Here is a 19,253-nt window from a genome sequence, read left to right as displayed (position 1 = left end):
GGACGGTGTGAACATCGCGGTCGTCGTAGGCATGTTGGCGGTCAGGGACAAGGCATCGGTCGCTGTGTTCCCGGTGTCATCGGCGCTTGCGGGAGCGATGGCGAAGAGGGATGCGGTGATCGCGGTGGTCAAGGCGATCATGGCGATGCCGAGAGGGCGAAGTCTCATGTGCTGGGTCCTTACCTAGGTGTGTTTCTCAGGGACGTTGGTCAATCTGCTGATGGGTGGCTGGCTGCCGATGGCGGTGTGGGGCCTGTGGTGATTGTAGGAGTGCAGCCAGGCCGGGAGTGCGTTGCGGCGGGCTGATTCGGAGTTGTAGTGCCGGGCGTATGCCCAGCCGTCGGCGAGGGTGCGGTGGAAGCGTTCGATCTTGCCGTTCGTCTGCGGATGGTAGGGCCGGGTGCGTTTCGGTTGGATGCTGAGCTCGGCGCAAGCGTCGCGCCAGGCGTATGAGCGGTATGCGGAGCCGTTGTCGGAGAGCACCTGTTCGACGGTGACGCCACGGCTGGCGAACCAGCCGACCGCTCGACGCAGAACAGCGATTGCAGTGGCGGCGGTTTCGTCGTCGTGGATCTCGGCGTAAGCGACACGGGAGTGATCGTCGATGACGGTATGAACGAACGCTGTGCCGGTGATCATGTCGCCGGTGATCCCGTGTTTCCCGGTCCGCTTCGCGGTGATGGCCTTGTTCCGCTCTCCCTGGAGACGTCCGACGTAGCGCCAGCCGCCACCGTCGGGGATGTTGCCGAGTTTCTTGATGTCGACGTGGATCATCGATCCGGGATGCTCGTGCTCGTAGCGGCGGGCGGGTTCGCCGGTGCGGACGTCGACGTGGCTGGGCCGATTGATCCGGCACCGGGAGAGGACCGTGTGAACGGTCGAGGCGGGCATGCCGAGCTGGGCGCCGATACCGACTGGTCCCAGCCGCTTCTTCCACCGCAGATGCACGACCTTGCGGACCAGTCTTCGCGGGGTCTTGTTCGGGCTGTGATGCGGCCGTGACGAACGGTCCAGCATTCCCGCCTCGCCCATCTCCACGTAACGACGAGCCCATCGGTCCGCGGTGCGTCAGGACACTCGGAAGTAGGTCGCCGCCGCAGCAACGGACCAGCCGTCGTCGACGACTTGGCGGGCCAGGCGGAGGCATTCGCGAGGAGTCAAAGCAGCATTAGCGTGGGTCACGAGGACCTCCTAAGTCATCGAGTGCAGGGAAACTAGACAGCCCCACTCTCGACCGGGAGGTCCTCACCCATCTATCGCGTCACACCTCAACCAACTGCCCTGAGCAGCACACCTAGCGGCGGTGCGACGCAGGCGGCGGCCGAGCAGCGGGGCAGAGAGCTCCAGGTGGCCGAGGCGGAGTTCGACACCGCCGACACGAAGGCTAGGGACCTCGAGGCTCAGGCCGCCGCGAGCAAGGAGAAGGCGGACGCCGCGAGCGCGCAGGCGGGCAAGCTGGCTGCGCAGCTGTACCGCACCGGCGGCCGAAATCTGACCGCGAACCTTTTCCTCAGCGGAAACGGCGCCGCTACGGCGTCGCCGGAGCAGCTTCTCTCCGGCCTTGGCAGCATGTCCAAGTTGGTCGAGCAGTCCGACAGGGTCTACTCCGACGTCAAGACGGCCCAGAACACCGCGACGTCGCTCTCCGACCAGGCCGAGGTCGCGAAGGCCGAGCGTGAGCGCCTGCGGGTCGCGGCCGATGCCGCGCTGAAAGCGGCGGTGGAGGCCGCCAAGGCGGCTGCCGGCAAGCTTGCGGAGCAGCAGACGCAGATCGTCGTGATGCAGGCCCAGCTGGCTGCCCTGCGCGACGCCACCGCCACGACGATCGCGGGCTACGAGGCCGGCGTCGCGGCGGCGGCCGCTGCCGCAGCCGCGCGGGGCTCGGCCGGACTCCCCGGCGGCTATGTCGGCCCCCAGGGCTGGGCCGTGCCTGCGGCCGGCCCGATCACCGACGGGTTCGGGCCGCGCCCCTCGCCGGGCGGTGTCGGCAGCACCTACCACAGGGGCATCGACATCGGGGCGTCGTGCGGCGCGCCGATCTACGCCGCGCACAGCGGAACAGTCATCTATGCCGGCCCCAACGGCACGTACGGCAACTTCGTCCTCCTGGACCACGGCGGCGGCATCCAGACCGGGTACGCCCACATCCGAAACGGCGGCATCCTGGTCGGCATCGGGCAGTCGGTGAGCGCCGGCCAGCCGATCGCCCAGGTCGGTACGACGGGAGCTTCGACCGGATGTCACTTGCATTTCGAGTTGCGCGTCAACGGTGAGAAGATCGATGGCATCCCGTTCATGAGACAAAGGCAGGCACCTCTTGGCTAGTGACGCTCCCAAGACCACCCGCATCCGGCCCGGACTGGCGATCGGCGCCGGTGTCATGGGCGCTGTGACGGCCTCCATCGGCATCGTCGCGCCCGCGCAGGCTGTGGATTACCCGTCCTGGAACGATGTGCAGCAGGCCAAGGCCAATGTCGCCAACCAGCAGGCGATGATCAGCGACATCACAACGCTCATCGGCAATCTGCAGTCCAGTGTGGATGCGGCCCGCGTCGAATCCGAGAAGGCTGCCGAGGCGTACTTCCAGGCCAAGGACGCGCTCGACCGGGCGACGGCGAAAGAGGCGGACCTCGAAGCGCAGGCGAGCGCTGCGGCGGAGAAGGCCAAGACGTCGCAGATGCGCGCCGGCCTGCTCGCCTCGCACCTCGCGAAGTCGGGCGGTGGCGATGTCAGCACCGAACTGCTGCTGAAGGGGGGCGGATCGGAGTCCGCCGCCGACAAGCTCCTGTTCCAGCTCGGCACGATGAGCAAACTCACCGAGCAGTCGAAGGCCGTCTACGACCAGGCCACCAAGGACAAGAACACCGCGCAGTCCCTGACAGCCCAGGCCCAGGTCGCGAAAACCGAGCGCGCAGCCCTCGCCGACAAGGCGACCGCCGCCCTGGCGGCGGCACAGGACGCCCAGGCCAAGGCGCAGGCCGCGTTCGCCGAACAGCAGACCAAGTCGACCGAGCTCATCGCCCAGCTGGCGACGCTGAAGAACACGTCTTCGCAGGTCGAGGCGGCGTATCTCCAGGGCGAGCAGGTGAGAGCGCAGCAGGCGGCCGCGGCAGCCGCCGCGGCCAAAGCGGCCGAGGAGGAGCGCCGCCGCCAGCAGGAGCAACAGGGCGGCGGCGGTGGCGGCGGTGACCCGGTCTCCCCGCCGCAGGGCAACGTCGTGCAGGCCGCGATCTCTTACGCGCAGGCGCAGCTGGGCAAGCCCTATATCTTCGGAGGCGAGGGTCCCGTCGGCTACGACTGCTCGGGCCTCACGATGAAGGCCTATGCCTACGCCGGTGTTTACATCGGCTCCCACTCGGTGAACAACCAGTGGTACACCGCCGCGAACCGCGGGCAGATCGTGCCTTACAGCCAGCGCCAGCGGGGCGACCTCATTTTCTGGGGGAGCGGACCGGGCTCCTTTTATCACGTCGGCATCTATCTCGGCGACGGGACGATGATCGCCGCGCCCACCGAGGGCGATGTCGTCAAGATCCAGTCCGTCTGGGGCTCCCCCTGGGGTCAGGTGGCCCGCCCCTCCGCCTGATCCCTCTCGGGAACGAAGAAATCGCCGGGCGCACGATGCGCGCCCGGCGGTTCTCTGTCCGGCTCAGTGGCCCTGGGCCTCGAGGTTCGCGAAGCCGGCCAGGACGATCTCCTCGGCCTCGGCCGCGTCGCCCCAGCCCTCGATGGTCACGAACTTGCCCGGCTCGAGGTCCTTGTAGCGGGCGAAGAAGTGCTCGATCTCTTTGCGGGTGTACTCCGGGATGTCGTTCACATCCTGGATGCGCTGCCAGCGCGGGTCTTTGTGCTGGACGGCGATGATCTTCGCGTCGCCGCCGGCCTCATCCGACATCTTCAGCACGCCGACCGGGCGCACCTTGATGCCGACACCGGGGAAGACCGGGTACTCGAGAAGAACGAGGACGTCCAGCGGGTCGCCGTCGTCGCCCAGCGTGTTCTCGAAGAAGCCGTAGTCGGCCGGGTAGACGAAGCCCGTGAACAGCACGCGGTCCAGGTAGACGCGGCCGGTCTCGTGATCCACTTCGTACTTGTTGCGGCCCCCTTTGGGGATCTCGATGACGACGTCGTATGCGGCCATGGCCGTTCGCTCCTTAACAGTTCGGCGGGAAAAACCTGCACTAACGTTACTGGATGCATTCCGACGGTTCTCCGGGAGCGGCCCCCCGTCGTCCGCGCCTGACACCGCCCATCGCCGACGCCCGGCGCGCTGTGCGCGTAGCGCTCGCCGCGGCCGCCGCCCTCCCCGCGCCGGAAGCGGAGGGCGATCACGGTCCCGCCCGACCGTGCCCGCTCGCCTCCGGCGCCCTCCTCCTCGTCGGACTGAGCGGGGGAGCGGACTCGCTCGCCCTCGCCGCGGCCGTCGCGTTCGAGGCCCCCCGCGCGGGCTTCCGCGCGGGCGCCATCGTCGTGGACCACGGCCTCCAGCCCGGTTCGGCCGCGGTCGCCGCCCGGGCCGCGGCCCAGGCGCGTGCGCTTGGTCTCGGCCCTGTGCTCGTGGAAAGGGTGAGGGTGGAGGCCGCGGGCGGCCCCGAGGGCGCCGCGCGCGCTGCCCGCCGCGCTGCCTTCGACTCCGCCGCTCGCGCGACCGCCGCCGCCCGCATCCTGCTCGCCCACACCCTGGACGATCAGGCCGAGACCGTCCTGCTCGGCCTCGCCCGCGGCTCCGGACCGTCCAGCCTGCAGGGCATGCTGCCCGACACCGGCCGGCTGCTGCGCCCCTTCCTCGGCTTGCGGCGCGCCACGACGCGCGCGTTCTGCGCCGACAGCGGCCTGGAGCCGTGGGACGACCCGCACAACGACGACCCCGCCTACACCCGTGTGCGCGTGCGTTCGGCGGTGCTCCCGGTCCTCGAGCGGGAGCTCGGCCCGGGCGTCGCGGAGGCGCTCGCCCGCACCGCCGAGCAGTTGCGCGAAGACGACGAAGCCCTCGACGGCCTCGCGCTCGACTGGGCGCAGGAGCTGGTCTCCCAGGCGGATGACGGCTCGGTCGCTCTGGACGTCCGCGGGCTGGACGCCGACCCTCCCGCCCTGCGCCAGCGCATCATCCGGCTGGTCGTCTCGGCGGAGTTCGGCGTCTCTCTCTCCCGCAGCCACACGCTCGCGGTCGCCGAGCTCATCGCCGACTGGCACGGCCAGGGGCCGCTCAGCCTTCCAGGCGTTAGAGTTGTCAGGCAGAACGGCCTGCTCACGTTTCACCCCCACACCTAAGGACAGCGCCTCCCCCATGGACCTCACGGACGTTCGCGACGACCTGACCGAGATTCTGATCACCGAGGAGCAGATCCGCTCCCGCATCGCCGGCCTCTCCCGCGAGATCGAGCGCGACTACGCCGGCAAGGATGTCCTGCTCATCGGCGTCCTCAAGGGGGCGGTCATGGTGATGGCCGACCTTTCCCGCGAGCTCAGCATCCCGGTCACGATGGACTGGATGGCCGTCAGCTCGTACGGCAGCGGCACGGCCTCCAGCGGCGTCGTCCGCATTCTGAAGGACCTCGACACCGACCTCAGCGGTAAGACCGTGCTGATCGTCGAGGACATCATCGACTCCGGGCTGACCCTCTCCTGGCTGCTCGCCAATCTGCGCAGCCGCGGACCCGAGTCGATCGAAATCTTCGCCCTGTTGCGCAAGCCGGAGGCGGCCCGCGTCGAGATCGACGTCAAGTACGTCGGCTTCGACATCCCGAACACGTTCGTCGTGGGCTACGGCCTCGACTACGCCGAGCGCTACCGCACGCTTCGCGGCATCGGCGTCCTGGCCCCGGCGGTCTACAGTTAGGCGCTGAGAGAGCCGGCCGAGCCGCGTCGCCGCCGGCTGCCGGTGTGGGGTGGACCGCGACCGGTCGCGAGGTCCCTCCCCTCGCCCGGAGCGGTGGGACGCTGGCGGGTCGGAGCCTCGCCGGCCCGGCCGCCTTCGCCGCCGCGAACGCGCGGACGCTCGACACTCTCGGCGGGGGTCTGAGCGTCGAGCGCGCCCAGAGCGAACACGCAGCCGCCCCCCAGCGGGCAGGCGGTACTGTGGGGGCACCATGAACGTCAAGAAGATCTTCCGCGGCCCGATCCTGTACGTCGTACTGGCGATCATCGCTGTCTGGGTCGGTTCGAGCCTGCTCACGATGTCGGGATTCAAGGGTGTGTCGACGCAGAAAGGCTTCGAGCTCCTCTCCGAGGGCAAGGTGTCCGGCGCGAAGATCGTGGACGGCGAGAACCGCGTCGACCTCACGCTCAAAGCGGCGGACGGCTCGCTCGGCACGCAGGTGCAGTTCTACTACGTCACGCCGCGCGGCGCGGATGTCGTCAAGGCGATCGACGACGCCAAACTCCCGAAGGGCTACGACGACGAGGTTCCGCAGCCGAACTGGCTGGTCAACATCCTCGGCTTCCTGATCCCGGCGCTGCTGATCGGGGTGTTCTTCTGGATCATGATCTCCGGCATGCAGGGCGGCGGCAACAAAGTCATGCAGTTCGGCAAGTCCCGGGCCAAGATGGTCACGAAGGAGACGCCGAAGGTCACCTTCGACGACGTCGCCGGTTCGGACGAAGCGATCGAAGAGCTGGAGGAGATCAAAGACTTCCTCAAGGAGCCGGCCAAATTCCAGGCGGTCGGCGCCCGCATCCCGAAGGGCGTGCTGCTGTACGGCCCTCCCGGCACCGGCAAGACCCTGCTGGCCCGCGCTGTCGCGGGGGAGGCTGGCGTGCCATTTTACTCGATCTCCGGTTCGGACTTCGTGGAGATGTTCGTGGGCGTCGGCGCGAGCCGTGTGCGCGACCTGTTCCAGCAGGCGAAGGAGAACTCGCCCGCCATCATCTTCATCGATGAGATCGACGCGGTCGGCCGTCACCGCGGGGCCGGTCTCGGCGGCGGGCACGACGAGCGCGAGCAGACGCTCAACCAGCTGCTCGTGGAGATGGACGGCTTCGACCCGAAGGCCAACGTCATCCTCATCGCGGCGACCAACCGCCCCGACATCCTCGACCCCGCGCTGCTGCGCCCGGGCCGTTTCGACCGGCAGATCGGCGTGGATGCGCCCGACCTGCTCGGCCGCAAGAAGATCCTCGAGGTTCACGGCCGCGGCAAACCGCTCGCCGCCTCCGTCGACCTGGACGTGCTGGCCCGCAAGACGCCGGGCTTCACCGGCGCCGACTTGGCGAACGTCCTCAACGAGGCCGCCCTGCTCACCGCCCGCTCCAACGCGCAGCTCATCGACAACCGCGCTCTGGACGAGGCCGTGGACCGCGTCATCGCCGGTCCGCAGAAGAGGACGCGCGTGATGAAGGACCAGGAGAAGCTCATCACCGCGTACCACGAGGGCGGCCACGCGCTCGCGGCAGCGGCCATGCGGCACACCGACCCGGTGACGAAGATCACCATCCTCCCCCGCGGCCGCGCACTCGGCTACACGATGGTCATGCCGCTCGAAGACAAGTACTCGGTCACCCGCAATGAGCTGCTCGATCAGCTCGCCTACGCGATGGGCGGCCGCGTCGCCGAGGAGATCGTCTTCCACGACCCGACCACCGGCGCGTCCAACGACATCGAGAAGGCGACCTCGATCGCCCGCAAGATGGTCACCGAGTACGGCATGAGCGCCGACATCGGCTCGGTCAAGCTCGGTCAGGCGAACGGGGAGATGTTCCTCGGCCGGGACATGGGCCACCAGCGCGACTACTCCGAGCGGATCGCCGAGCGCGTCGACGCCGAGGTGCGCGCGCTCATCGAGAAGGCGCACGACGAGGCGTGGCAGGTCCTCAACGACAACCGCGCCATCCTGGATCGCCTGGCTGCCGCGCTGCTCGAACATGAGACGCTCGATCACAACCAGATCTCCGAGATCTTCACCGAGGTGAAGAAGCTGCCGGAGCGGCCCCAGTGGCTCTCCAGCGACAACCGCCCCCTCTCGGACGTCCCGCCGATCGAGTTCCCGAAGGCCCCGATCGACGCGGGCGCTGTGGACGGCGGCGTCGACTCCGAGCCTCCGACATCGAAGCCGAAGCGCTCTCCCGCCATCAAGCCGCGACCCGCAACCGCCTAGTCACGCGTCGCATGACCGGTTTCGATCGCGCTCGCATCGAGGCGGCCGTCGCTGAGGTCCTCGCCGCTGTCGGCGAGGACCCGTCTCGCCCGGGCCTGAGGGCCACGCCCTCCCGCGTGGCGGACGCCTACGCGGAGTTCTTCGCGGGCCTCGGCCGGGATGCCGCAGCGGAGCTCGGCGAGCCGGTTCCGCTGGAGCAGGGCCAGGCTCAGACGGTCATCCTGCGCGAGATCTCGTTCCGTTCGGTGTGCGAGCACCACCTGCTGCCGTTCGTCGGCGTCGCGCACGTCGCCTACCTGCCGGGAGAGGCCGTGATCGGCCTCGGCCGCATCCCGCGCGTCATCGAAACGCTCGCCGCGCGTCCGCAGATCCAGGAGCGGCTGACCGAGCAGATCGCAGACACCATCGAGGCCGGTGCGGGCGCGCGGGGCGTGCTCGTGGTGCTGAGCGCGGCGCACGGCTGTGTCACCACCCGTGGTCCGCGACAGTCCGGGGCGACGACGGTGACCCTCGCTGCGCGCGGCGAGTTCGCGGAGCCGGCCGCGCGCGCGGAGCTCATCGCGCTGATCGGGTGCGGTGCGGAGTGACCGCCATCATGGGCGTCCTCAACGTGACGCCGGACTCGTTCAGCGACGGCGGGCTCTGGCTGGAGCCCGAGGCCGCCGTCGCACACGCGCTCGATCTGGTCACCCGGGGTGCGGACATCATCGACGTCGGGGGCGAGTCCACCCGTCCCGGCGCCCGCCGGGTCGATCCGGAGGAGGAGCGTGTACGGGTCGTCCCTGTGATCCGCCGGCTCGCCGAACGCGGTGTGACCGTCAGCGTCGACACCATGAACGCCTCCACCGCGCGCGCCGCGGCCGACGCCGGCGCCGCGATCATCAACGATGTCTCCGGCGGCCTCGCCGACGCGGGAATGGCCGACGCTGTGCTCGCCACCGGACTGCGATACGTGGTCATGCACTGGCGCGGAGAGCTCGACGCCGGAGACTCGCGCGCCGTCTACTCCGACACGGTGGCCGAGGTGCGGGCGGAGCTGTCCGCCCGCGTCACCGACCTCCTGCGCCGCGGTGTGGACCCGGCCCGCCTCATCCTGGACCCCGGCCTCGGCTTCTCGAAGAACGCCGGGCACAACTGGCAGGTGCTCGCCGGGCTCGGCGACATCGAGGCGCTCGGCTACCCGGTGCTCATCGGCGCCTCCCGCAAGCGCTTCCTCGGCGCTCTGCTTCCGGACGGCTCCGCCGTCGCCGACTGGGACGCCCCCACGGCTGTCGTGTCGGCGCTCGCCGCGCAGGCCGGGGTGTGGGCGGTGCGCGTCCACGATGTCGCATCGACGCGGATCGCCCTCGATGTCCTGCGGGCGTGGCAAGGTGGAAGTGATGACCAGAACCGATAGACCGGCCGACTCTCTCCTCCTCACGGGACTCCGCGTTCGTGCGAACCACGGAGTGTACGGCTTCGAGCGTGAGAACGGCCAGGATTTCGTGGTCGATGTGACCGCCTGGCTCGACCTCGCGAGCCCGGCCGCGAGCGATGACCTCCGGCAGACGGTCCACTACGGAGAGCTCGCGGTGGAGATCGTGGAAGCCGTGAGACGGAACCCGGTGGACCTCATCGAGACCGTCGCCGAGCGCGTCGCCGGTGTGGTGCTCGCGCATTCGCCGGTGTACTCGGTGGAGGTGACGGTCCACAAACCGGAGGCGCCGATCGACGTGCCGTTCGGGGATGTGGCGGTGCGGATCGTGCGGGAACGCCGGTGAGGCCCGCTCCCCGCCGCCAGCGCCTCCATGTCGGAGCGCCCGCCGTGCTCGCCCTGGGCGGGAACGTCGGCGACCGCGTCGCGACCCTTCGCGCCGCCCTCGACGCTCTGGCCGCTCATCCCGGCATCCGCGTCGAACGGGTCTCGCCGCTGTACGAGACGCCCGCGCTCAAACCCGACGGCATCTCGAGGGAGGCTCCTGCGTACCTGAACGCGGTCGTCCTCATCCACACCGTCCTGGACCCGCTCGCTCTGCTCGCCGCGGCCAACCGCATCGAGGACGGCCTCGGCCGCGTCCGCGAGGAGCGCTGGGGCGACCGCACCATCGACGTCGATATCGTGGACTACTCCGGCATCGTCTCCGACGATCCGCGGGTCACGCTCCCACACCCCCGCGCCCACGAGCGCGCGTTCGTCCTCGTGCCCTGGCGGGACATCGCCCCGGACGCTGTGCTCCCCGGTCACGGCCGCGTCGCAGACCTCGCCGCCCGCGCCACCGACCCCGTGACCCCGTTCGAGGAGACCGCACCGTGAGACGCACCCGGCCCTCCTCGCTGATCGGCTTCGGCGTCCTCGGACTGGTTTTCGGGTTCCTCGTCGAGGTCGCCGCCGCCAGTGGCGGGGTCGCGGTGTTCATCCCGCCGCTGACTCTGCCGATCACCCTCGTCGCCGTCGCGATCGGCATCGTCGCCTTCGCCCTCCCGATCCGCCGCTCGGTGCGCGGCTCCCGCTCGCGGCGGGTCGACCCGTTCCAGGCGACGCGGATCGTCCTCCTCGCCAAGGCGTGTGGCCTGAGCGGCGCGGTGCTGACCGGCGCTGGCGCGGGCATCCTGGTCTTCCTCTTCACGCGGGAGGTGCTGCCCGGCGGCGCCGCCGTCCTGCTCACCGTCCTGGGCACGGCCGGCGCCGTCATCTTCCTCGTCGCCGGCCTCCTCGCCGAGTACTTCTGCACCCTCCCGCCCGGTGAGAGCGAGAAGGAGCCGGCCGATGCCCCCACCCGTTGAGCTGGCCGTCGGCGACTGGAGGAGGGTCTCGCCCAAGTACGTGGTCGTCGTGATCGCCAGCACGCTCACCACCGGGATCGTGCTCACCGCAGCAACGGCCTTCTTGTGGCTCGCCGCCGGCTGGAGGTGGGGCTGGCTGCTCCTGGCGGGGGTCATCGCGGTCACGCTGGTCTCGCTGTTCGTCGCCCGCCGCCGAGCCCGATCGATCGGCTTCGTGCTCCGGGACGACGATCTGCTCTTCCGTCGCGGCATCCTGTTCCAGCGCTTCGTGTCCGTGCCCTACGGCCGCATGCAGCTGATCGACATCACCCGCGGACCGGTGGGGCGGGTGCTCGGCCTCGCGGACCTCAAATTCGTGACCGCGGCCGCCTCGACCGGTGTGCTCATCCCGGGGCTGCCGGAGGCGGAGGCCGGAGAGCTGCGCGACCGCCTCGTGGAGCTGGCCGAGAGCCGCCGGACGGGACTGTGACCGAGCCGGAGCGGGAAGACGGGCCGGGCGGCGAGGCGACGCCGGCCACGGCACGCGGCGCCGGGGCGGTCGGCGCCGGGGCGGTCGGCGGTCGCCCTCCCCGCGTCCCCGCCCGCCTCTCCGCCAGGGAACGGTCGGCCGAACGGTTCACCGACGGCGAATGGCACCGCCTGCATCCGGCGACCCCGTTGCTGCGCGAGGGCATCGTCTTCATCGCGGTGCTCGGTTTCGTGCTGTCGAACCTGCGCGAGCGCATCGCCCTGTTCTTCATCGGTGTACCCGACTTCGGCGGGGACCCGCTCGACGAGATCTACGACCGCGGGTGGCAGGGATGGGCGCTCCTGGCGGTGGTCGCCGTCCTGATCGGCTGCCTCGCGCTGTTCTCCCTGTCCTGGCGGATGCACACTTTCCGGATCACCGGTGACGCGGTCGAAGTGCGCAGCGGCATCCTTTTCCGCACCCAGCGGAAGGCGCGCCTCGACCGCATCCAGGGGATCAACGTCGTCCGGCCGCTGCTTGCGCGTCTGTTCGGGGCGGCGAAGCTCGACATCACCGTGGCGGGCCACGATGCGAATGTGCAACTGGCGTACCTGGGGTCGACGCTCGCGGACGGGCTTCGCGGGGATGTGCTGCGATTGGCGTCGGGTGCGCGGACGGTGGAGGCGGCTCCCGCTCCGGCTGCGTCTAGGGCATCCAGCTCTCCTGTCAGCGCGGTCGGCGAGGTCGTGAACCGCCGAGTCAGCGAGTTTCTGGCTCCCGAGCTCGATCCCGGTGCCGCTTCGCCGGAGTCGGTCGTGAAGATCCCACCGCTGCGCCTGCTCGGGTCGCTCCTCGTCAGCGGCTTCTCCCTGTTCGTCATCGCTGTGGTCGCGTTGTTCGTCTACGGCGCGTCGAACGGAGCTCCGTGGCTGCTCATCGTGGTGCTGCCGGGTTTGATCGGTTCCGCGAGCTTTTTCATCAACCGGTTCGCGAAGTCGCTGCGCTACTCGATAGCGGGGACGCCCGACGGTGTCCGCGTCGGCTTCGGTCTCCTCAGCACAAGCAACGAGACGCTCCCGCCCGGCCGGGTCCACGCGGTCGAGGTGATGCAACCGCTGCTCTGGCGGCCCTTCGGCTGGTGGCAGATCCGTATCGACACAGCCGGGCGGTCCCGAGAGAAGGGGGCCGCCGGCCAGGCGAACACGACCATCCTCCCTGTCAGGGACCCGGCCGACATCGTCCGGGTGCTCTCCCTCGTCCTCCCCGGGTTCGTCACCGACGAAAATCGTGCGACGATCCTGGCCGGCATGACCTCCCGCGGACGCGACGACTTCACGGGCAGTCCGGTGCGTGCCGCCTGGGTGCGCCCGCTGAGCTGGTATCGGACAGGCTATCGACACATCGACGGCGCACTCCTCCTCCGTCGCGGTTTCCTCTGGCGCAGCCTCGCGATCGTTCCGCTTGCACGCGTCCAGAGCCTCGAACTCCGCCAGGGGCCCGTCGATCGCGCCCTCGGTTTGACCGCAGCCCGCTTCCACACCGTGAGCGGACCCGTCCGACCCCGCCTCGCCGCCATCGACGCCGAAACCGGCGTCGCTTTCTTCGAGACCGTCACCGCTGGCGCGATCGCGGCGGCCCGGTCGGATCAGAGCCATCGCTGGGGAGCGCCCCTGGTCCCGCCTGGCCCGACCCTGCCGACGGCCTCGCCCGCTCCGGCTGTCCCGCGGGTCCCGCCCGCCTCGTCCGCTCGCGATCACGAGGAGAACGCGTGACTCCCACTTCCACCCGTTCGGGACGTCTTGGCGTCGGTGTCGTCGGCGGTGGGCATGTCGGCCCCGTGCTGGGCGCCGCTCTCGCCGGAGCCGGGCACGCGATCGTCGGGGTGTCTGCGGTGTCCGAGCCCAGCCGCGAACGCGTCGAGGCGATGCTCCCCGGGGTTCCCATCCTGGAGGTGCCGACGCTGATCGAGCGCAGCGAACTCGTCCTGCTCGCGGTGCCGGACCAGGAACTGCCCGCGCTCGTCGCCGGGCTCGCTGCGACCGGGACGTGGCAGCCTGGACAGATCGTGCTGCACACTGCACCCGGCCACGGGGTCGGCGTGCTCCGCCCGGCTGCGGTGGCGAGGGTCATCCCGCTCGCCGTCCACCCGGCCCTGGCGTTCACCGGAACCAGCCTGGATCTCGCGCGCCTCACCGAGAGCTATTTCGCCGTGACGGCTCCGGCCCCGGTGCTGCCGATCGGTCAGGCGCTCGTGGTCGAGATGGGTGGCGAGCCCGTGGTCGTCGCGGAGGAGGACCGCGCGGCTTACGCGGAGGCGATTGCGACCGCGACCTCGTTCTCTCGATCCATCGTCGGGCAGTCGACGGGGATTCTGCGGGGCATCGGCGTCGAGAATCCGGGATCGTTCCTCAGCTCCCTCGTGCGGTCGGCGGTGGACAATGCGTTGACGCGAGCGGGGACGGCGTCCGCGCTGGAGGTCAGCGACATGCTGGCGGAGTTCGCCGAGGAGCCGGAGGACGACGGCAGTCTGCCCGAATCGCACGGGGGCTGAGCGGAGCGCGGCGGGCCGAGGAGAGCGCGAACGAGGTAGAATGAGAGGGCCGCATTCCAGCCTCTCGATCTCTGACTTCCCTCCGTCCGGCCTCCGTCTGTCTCCCACCTGTTCGACGCACGTCCCCCTCTCCACCTCTGGCCCTCTCTCCGCTCCGAACGTCTCCGCCTCCCGAAAGGACACCATGCCCACTGTCGTGACTGCTATCGCAGCCCTCCGCGAGACTCTCAGCACTGCCCGGCGGACTGCGGGCGCTGAAGGGGCGTCCGATGCGCCGGCCAGCCGTGTGGTGCTCGTGCCGACGATGGGTGCGCTGCACGAGGGGCACGTGCGGTTGGTGAACCACGCTCGCGATCTCGGGGGGATCGTGGTCGTCTCGATCTTCGTGAACCCCCTGCAATTCGGGTCGGGGGAGGACCTCGACCGCTACCCGCGCACGCTGGATGCGGATGTCGCGCTGCTGGACGGGCTGGCAGACATCGTGTTCACCCCGACCGCAGCGGAGATGTACCCGCGGGGCGAATCCTCGACGCGCGTGACCGCCGGAGCGGTCGGCGGCCTGCTCGAGGGCGTCTCGCGGCCGGGGCATTTCGACGGGATGCTGACTGTCGTCGCCAAACTCTTCGGGATCGCGCAGCCGGATGTCGCTGTGTTCGGCCAGAAGGACGCGCAGCAGGTGTATCTCGTCGGCCGGATGGTCGACGATCTGAACCTCCCGGTGACCATCGCCGTGGTCGATACGGTTCGGGAGCCGGACGGACTCGCGCTGTCCAGCCGGAACCGGTATCTGGACGCCGACGCCCGCGCCGCGGCGGCGACGCTGTCGCGTGCGCTGGCTGACGGCGCCGCGGCCAGCGCAGGCGGAGCGGCGGCGGTGCTCACTGCCGCCCGTGCGCGCGTGAAGGCCGAACCAGTCGTTAGGCTGGACTATCTCGTGATCGTCGACCAGAGCACCTTCCGCGAGGTCGCGCCGAATCACCACGGGCCGGCACTCCTCCTGATCGCCGCGTGTGTCGGATCGACCCGGTTGATCGACAACGAGCGCATCACGCTGCCCTGATCGAACGACCATCGCCTCCCCCGCATCCGAACGGAAGAAACAATGACCGATACGCCGACGGAAACCCCTGAGCTCACCGACGAGGAGATCAGCGAGCAGAAGGCTGTCCGGCTTGGCAAGCGCGAGCGGCTCATCGCCGACGCCCGCGACCTCGGTGGCGGTGCGTACCCGGTAGGGCTCCCGGTGACGACGACGATTCCGGAGGTGCGTGAGAAGTGGGGTCACCTCGCCGCGGACGAGGTCTCCGGCGAGACCGTGGGCGTCGCGGGTCGTGTCGTCTTCCTCCGGAACACCGGCAAACTGTGCTTCGCTGTGCTCCAGTCGGGAGACGGTTCGCGCATTCAGGCGATGGTGTCGCTGGCCGAGGTCGGCGAGGAGTCGTTGGCGCGCTGGAAGGAGTTCGTGGACCTGGGCGATCACGTCTTCGTCTCGGGCGAGGTCATCTCCAGCCGTCGTGGTGAGCTGTCGATCATGGCCGTGGCCTGGCAGATCGCCTCGAAGGCGATCCTCCCGCTCCCGAACCTCCACAATGAGCTGAGCGAAGAGACGCGCGTTCGCTCCCGCTATCTCGACCTGATCGCGCGCGATCGAGCCCGCCGGAATGTCCTCGATCGCGCCGCCGTCGTGTCGAGCCTCCGCACGACTTTCGCCGACAGCGGTTTCATCGAGGTCGAGACCCCGATGTTGCAGGTCATGCACGGCGGTGCCTCGGCCCGTCCGTTCGTGACCCACTCGAACGCCTTCGACACGGAGCTCTTCCTCCGCATCGCGCCGGAGCTCTACCTCAAGCGCGCCGTCGTCGGCGGCATCGACCGGGTGTTCGAGATCAACCGCAACTTCCGCAACGAGGGAGCGGATTCCACGCACTCGCCGGAGTTCGCCATGCTCGAGGCGTACCAGGCGTACGGCGACTACAACACCATCGCCGACCTGACGCAGGCGCTCATCCAGAACGCGGCGGTCGCCGTCTCCGGTTCGCATGTCGTCACCTGGGCGGACGGGACCGAGTACGATCTCAGCGGCGACTGGGACCGCATCCGGATGTACGACAGCCTCTCGGAGGCGCTCGGCGAGGAGATCACCCCGGAGACCCCGATGCCACGGCTGCGCGAGCTTGCGGTCGAGGCCGGTGTCGAGATCGAGCACCCGCTGCCCGGCAAGTACGTGGAGGAGCTCTGGGAGCATCACGTCAAGAGCGGACTCGTCCGTCCGACGTTCGTCATGGACTTCCCTGTGGACACCAGCCCGCTCGTGCGTGTACACCGTTCGCGCCCGGGCGTTGTCGAGAAGTGGGACCTCTACACGCGCGGTTTCGAGCTCGCCACCGGCTACTCGGAACTGGTGGATCCGGTCGTCCAGCGCGAACGCTTTGTGGAGCAGGCGCGATTGGCCGCGGCGGGCGACGACGAGGCGATGCGTCTGGACGAGGAGTTTCTTCGCGCGCTCGAGTTCGGGATGCCGCCCACTGGCGGCATGGGGATGGGCATCGACCGCTTGCTGATGGCTTTGACCGGCCTCGGCATCCGTGAGACCATCCTGTTCCCGCTCGTCAAGTAGAGGTTGGCGAGGAGAGGGACCCAGCCGTGTCAGCCGCGGCGCTCGAGGTGTACACGGGTGAGCTCCGCCATCTCCTCGTCGGTCAGCTCGTCGAGCCGACGGCCTTCGCGGCGATCCAGGCGCATCCACCGCACGAAAAGCAGCACCAGGATCGGGACATCCGCGATCTCCGCGATGAACCAGAGGAAGTCCCCGGACAGGTGCTGATCGTGCAGCGGAGTGGGGAACCAGAACGGCATCCGTCCGGTGATCGCCGGGGCGTGGTCGAGAACGCTGTCGTTCAGCCGCAGGAGGAGTCCGGGGATCGCATCGAGCAGCATCTCCACGAACGCCAGCAGGAACTCGACTGTCACGAAGAAACCAGTGCGGACGAGCGAGTGCGCGGCGATCGGCAGGACGAGCAGCAGACCGGTGAGCGGCGTCAGAACGGAGATGGCCCACTCTGACCAGGGAGAACCGCGCAGAATCGTGGCGACCGGAGTCAGGAACACCAGGAACACGGCGCACGCGAAGGCGGGCGCGAAGATCGCGTTGCCGAACAGCCGGACCGGCCGGGAGCGCATCGCCCGGGCCGTGCGCTCCCGGCCGCGGCCGCTGAGCGCAGCTCGCGCCAGTGCGGCCGGCCGGCCGATCGCGAGCAGCCCCGGGACGACGAAGAGCAGCAGCGCGATGCGCGTGCTGAACGCCCAGCGGAGGTCGGTGCTCTCGGAGCCAAGGAAGCCGAACGAGACCACCGCATAGGACCCGAGCCCCAGGAAGAGGAACGCGCTTGTGAGCCGAAACGGCCAGCGATGCCCGTTCTGCCGGAGCCGCACCACCCCCGAGAGGTAGAGCGTCGCTGCCGCCACGATCATGACGGCGGCGGCCGGATCGAATGACCAGGTCGAGAGGAAGACGGCGAGAGGTGGCGTGAGGGACTCCGTTCCCAGCTGGGCGGGATACCATTATCCCGCTATGAGTGAAATCGTCGGCGGAATCGTCTGGTCGCTCGCACCGACCGTGCTCGTCGGTCTGCTCTTCTGGATGATCATGCGAAAGATCGTCCACGCCGACCGCACCGAGCGGAAGGTGTACGCGCGCATGGAGGCCGAGGAGCGCACGAAGCGCGGGCTCGCGCCCAAACCGTAGCCGTCCCGAAAACCGGGAGCGCTGCCGGAACCTCCCGGCCGAGCGAGTCGTAGCAGCGTCGCGGCGCACTTCGCTACGGTATTCCTGAGGATGCCGATCGGGACTCTCGGCGGACATGACCGGAGGGACGGCGGATGGGCGACGGGTTCTTGGCCACGGTCGTCATGGTCTTCCTGCTCCTGTTCGACTTCGTGATCCGTGTCGTGGCGATCATCGTGGTTCCCCGGAATCGCAAGCCCTCCTCGGCGACCGCCTGGCTGCTGGCCATTTTCCTCATCCCGTACATCGGAGTGCTGTTCTTCCTGCTGATCGGCAGCTATAAGCTGCCGAAGGCGCGCCGGGAGAAGCAGCAGGAGATCAACTCCTTCATCATCGACAGCACCGAGGGTATGGAGCGTGTGCGGCACGACCATCCCTGGCCGCCGTGGCTCCAGTCGGTCGTCGAACTGAACCGCAACCTCGGTGCGATGCCTCTCGTGGGCGGCAACCGGGCTTCGCTCAACGGCGACTATGTGGGCTCGCTCGCGGCGATGACGGAGGAGATCGCGGCCGCGCGCCGCTACGTCCATGTCGAGTTCTACATCCTGACCCTCGACAAGACGACAGCGCCGTTCTTCGACGCGCTGGAACGTGCGGTGCGACGGGGGGTGACCGTGCGGGTGCTGCTCGATCACATCGCGTCGGTCCGGACGCCCGGCTACAGGGCCACGATCCACCGGCTCACCGAGATGGGTGCGAAGTGGCACCTCATGCTCCCGGTGCAGCCGTTCAGGGGAAAGTATCAGCGGCCCGACCTCCGCAACCACCGGAAGCTGCTCGTGATCGACGGGCATGTCGCCTTCATGGGTTCGCAGAACGTCATCGACCGCAGTTACAACAAGCGCTCCAACATCAAGCGCGGTCTCCAGTGGAAAGAGCTGATCCTCCGGCTCGAGGGTCCGATCGTCGCCGGTCTGAACGCGATCTTCATCACGGACTGGTACAGCGAAACCGACGAACTCCTGCGGCGGGAGACGGAGCCTATCGCGGTCGAACTCGACGCGGACGAACTCGACGCGGACGAACTCGACGCGCAGGTCGTGCCTTCGGGTCCCGGATTCGCCGGCGAGAACAATCTCCGGCTGTTTCTGGCGCTGCTCTACTACGCGCAAGAGCGTATCGTCATCACATCGCCCTACTTCGTCCCCGACGAGTCCATGCTCACCGCGATCACCACCGCGACGCAGCGGGGTATCGCGGTCGATCTGTTCGTCTCGGAGATCGGGGATCAGGCGCTTGTCTACCACGCCCAGCGGTCTTACTACGAAGCCTTGCTGCGCGCCGGAGTGAGGATCTGGATGTACAAGGCGCCGTACATCCTGCACGCCAAGCACTTCACCATCGACGACGAGGTCGCGGTGATCGGCTCGAGCAATATGGACATGCGCTCCTTCCAGTTGAACATGGAGGTCTCTCTGATGGTGAGGGGCCGTTCGTTCGTCGAGCAGATGCGGGCTATCGAGGACGGTTACCGACGGGACAGCCGCGAGCTGACGTTGGATGAGTGGATGCGGCAGCCGTTGCGCTCGACTGTGCTGGACAACCTCGCGCGACTGACCTCCGCGCTGCAATAAAGAGGACATGTGTACAGCCTGCCGAGGCGGCCGGCTTCCC

At 68.9% G+C, this 19,253-nt stretch carries 20 protein-coding genes and 1 pseudogene; 18 read left to right on the top strand and 3 right to left on the bottom strand.

Annotated elements, in window-relative coordinates; genetic code table 11:
• Positions 1 to 7 precede the first annotated feature (7 nt).
• Positions 8 to 187 (top strand): hypothetical protein, encoded by a 180-nt coding sequence (locus tag O159_RS01545; RefSeq protein WP_021754016.1) that lies wholly within the window; start codon positions 8 to 10, stop codon positions 185 to 187.
• On the opposite strand, the pseudogene O159_RS01540 reads toward O159_RS01545, so the two are convergent.
• Positions 184 to 1,182, bottom strand: a pseudogene (locus O159_RS01540) (IS481 family transposase). The gene O159_RS01545 and the pseudogene O159_RS01540 overlap by 4 nt on opposite strands.
• A 165-nt stretch (positions 1,183 to 1,347) precedes the next feature.
• On the opposite strand from O159_RS01540, the gene O159_RS01535 reads away from it, so the two are divergent.
• Positions 1,348 to 2,325 (top strand): M23 family metallopeptidase, encoded by a 978-nt coding sequence (locus tag O159_RS01535; protein ID WP_021754015.1) that lies wholly within the window; start codon positions 1,348 to 1,350, stop codon positions 2,323 to 2,325.
• Positions 2,318 to 3,586 (top strand): C40 family peptidase, encoded by a 1,269-nt coding sequence (locus O159_RS01530; RefSeq protein ID WP_021754014.1) that lies wholly within the window; start codon positions 2,318 to 2,320, stop codon positions 3,584 to 3,586. Before O159_RS01535 ends, O159_RS01530 begins: the two co-directional genes overlap by 8 nt.
• A 63-nt stretch (positions 3,587 to 3,649) precedes the next feature.
• Here the strand turns inward: O159_RS01530 and O159_RS01525 are convergent, their stop codons facing one another.
• Complete coding sequence (locus tag O159_RS01525) at positions 3,650 to 4,141, bottom strand: inorganic diphosphatase (protein WP_021754013.1); 492 nt, start codon at positions 4,139 to 4,141, stop codon at positions 3,650 to 3,652.
• Positions 4,142 to 4,194: 53 nt separating this feature from the next.
• Between O159_RS01525 and tilS the strand changes: the two genes are divergently transcribed.
• From tilS to lysS, 13 genes are all read left to right on the top strand, one after another.
• The gene (gene tilS / locus O159_RS01520; RefSeq protein WP_021754012.1) at positions 4,195 to 5,271 is read left to right on the top strand and encodes a tRNA lysidine(34) synthetase TilS; all 1,077 of its coding nucleotides are present in this window, start codon (positions 4,195 to 4,197) and stop codon (positions 5,269 to 5,271) included.
• A 16-nt stretch (positions 5,272 to 5,287) separates the two neighbouring features.
• A complete protein-coding gene (hpt, locus tag O159_RS01515; protein ID WP_021754011.1) occupies positions 5,288 to 5,839 on the top strand; it encodes a hypoxanthine phosphoribosyltransferase in 552 nt (183 codons plus the stop codon).
• A gap of 250 nt (positions 5,840 to 6,089) precedes the next feature.
• A complete protein-coding gene (gene ftsH / locus O159_RS01505; protein ID WP_021754009.1) occupies positions 6,090 to 8,093 on the top strand; it encodes an ATP-dependent zinc metalloprotease FtsH in 2,004 nt (667 codons plus the stop codon).
• An 11-nt stretch (positions 8,094 to 8,104) separates the two neighbouring features.
• Positions 8,105 to 8,680, top strand: coding sequence for a GTP cyclohydrolase I (gene folE, locus O159_RS01500; RefSeq protein WP_021754008.1), 576 nt, complete (start codon positions 8,105 to 8,107; stop codon positions 8,678 to 8,680).
• Positions 8,681 to 8,688: 8 nt separating this feature from the next.
• Positions 8,689 to 9,489, top strand: a complete 801-nt coding sequence (gene folP, locus O159_RS01495) for a dihydropteroate synthase (protein ID WP_236609513.1) — start codon at positions 8,689 to 8,691, stop codon at positions 9,487 to 9,489.
• Positions 9,473 to 9,853 carry a dihydroneopterin aldolase gene (gene folB, locus O159_RS01490; protein WP_021754006.1) on the top strand — a complete coding sequence of 127 codons (381 nt, stop codon included), beginning with the start codon at positions 9,473 to 9,475 and terminating at the stop codon, positions 9,851 to 9,853. The genes folP and folB overlap by 17 nt, the downstream gene beginning before the upstream one ends.
• Positions 9,850 to 10,386 carry a 2-amino-4-hydroxy-6-hydroxymethyldihydropteridine diphosphokinase gene (gene folK / locus O159_RS01485; RefSeq protein WP_021754005.1) on the top strand — a complete coding sequence of 179 codons (537 nt, stop codon included), beginning with the start codon at positions 9,850 to 9,852 and terminating at the stop codon, positions 10,384 to 10,386. The genes folB and folK overlap by 4 nt, the downstream gene beginning before the upstream one ends.
• Positions 10,383 to 10,856: a DUF3180 domain-containing protein gene (locus tag O159_RS01480; protein WP_021754004.1), complete on the top strand. Its 474-nt coding sequence runs from the start codon at positions 10,383 to 10,385 to the stop codon at positions 10,854 to 10,856. The genes folK and O159_RS01480 overlap by 4 nt, the downstream gene beginning before the upstream one ends.
• Positions 10,840 to 11,325 carry a PH domain-containing protein gene (locus O159_RS01475; protein ID WP_021754003.1) on the top strand — a complete coding sequence of 162 codons (486 nt, stop codon included), beginning with the start codon at positions 10,840 to 10,842 and terminating at the stop codon, positions 11,323 to 11,325. Before O159_RS01480 ends, O159_RS01475 begins: the two co-directional genes overlap by 17 nt.
• Positions 11,322 to 13,076: a PH domain-containing protein gene (locus tag O159_RS01470; RefSeq protein WP_021754002.1), complete on the top strand. Its 1,755-nt coding sequence runs from the start codon at positions 11,322 to 11,324 to the stop codon at positions 13,074 to 13,076. The genes O159_RS01475 and O159_RS01470 overlap by 4 nt, the downstream gene beginning before the upstream one ends.
• On the top strand, positions 13,073 to 13,855 hold the full coding sequence (locus O159_RS01465) for a DUF2520 domain-containing protein (protein ID WP_021754001.1): 783 nt from the start codon (positions 13,073 to 13,075) through the stop codon (positions 13,853 to 13,855). Before O159_RS01470 ends, O159_RS01465 begins: the two co-directional genes overlap by 4 nt.
• A 184-nt stretch (positions 13,856 to 14,039) precedes the next feature.
• The gene (gene panC / locus O159_RS01460) at positions 14,040 to 14,915 is read left to right on the top strand and encodes a pantoate--beta-alanine ligase (protein ID WP_021754000.1); all 876 of its coding nucleotides are present in this window, start codon (positions 14,040 to 14,042) and stop codon (positions 14,913 to 14,915) included.
• A gap of 42 nt (positions 14,916 to 14,957) precedes the next feature.
• Complete coding sequence (gene lysS, locus O159_RS01455; protein WP_021753999.1) at positions 14,958 to 16,472, top strand: lysine--tRNA ligase; 1,515 nt, start codon at positions 14,958 to 14,960, stop codon at positions 16,470 to 16,472.
• 29 nt (positions 16,473 to 16,501) lie between these two features.
• Here lysS and O159_RS01450 read toward each other — a convergent pair whose 3' ends face one another.
• Positions 16,502 to 17,326 (bottom strand): cytochrome c oxidase assembly protein, encoded by an 825-nt coding sequence (locus O159_RS01450; protein WP_021753998.1) that lies wholly within the window; start codon positions 17,324 to 17,326, stop codon positions 16,502 to 16,504.
• Positions 17,327 to 17,426: 100 nt separating this feature from the next.
• Here O159_RS01450 and O159_RS14860 point away from each other — a divergent pair, with 100 nt between their 5' ends.
• Both O159_RS14860 and cls read left to right on the top strand, forming a co-directional pair.
• The gene (locus O159_RS14860; RefSeq protein ID WP_011186816.1) at positions 17,427 to 17,600 is read left to right on the top strand and encodes a hypothetical protein; all 174 of its coding nucleotides are present in this window, start codon (positions 17,427 to 17,429) and stop codon (positions 17,598 to 17,600) included.
• A gap of 134 nt (positions 17,601 to 17,734) precedes the next feature.
• A complete protein-coding gene (gene cls / locus O159_RS01445; RefSeq protein WP_021753997.1) occupies positions 17,735 to 19,213 on the top strand; it encodes a cardiolipin synthase in 1,479 nt (492 codons plus the stop codon).
• Positions 19,214 to 19,253: the final 40 nt, after the last annotated feature.

This window comes from Leifsonia xyli subsp. cynodontis DSM 46306, assembly GCF_000470775.1.
In the GTDB taxonomy this organism is placed as follows: Bacteria; Actinomycetota; Actinomycetes; order Actinomycetales; family Microbacteriaceae; genus Leifsonia; species Leifsonia cynodontis.
Note: the sequence above shows the minus strand (reverse complement) of the source record. Positions and strands in the feature narration are given on the sequence as shown.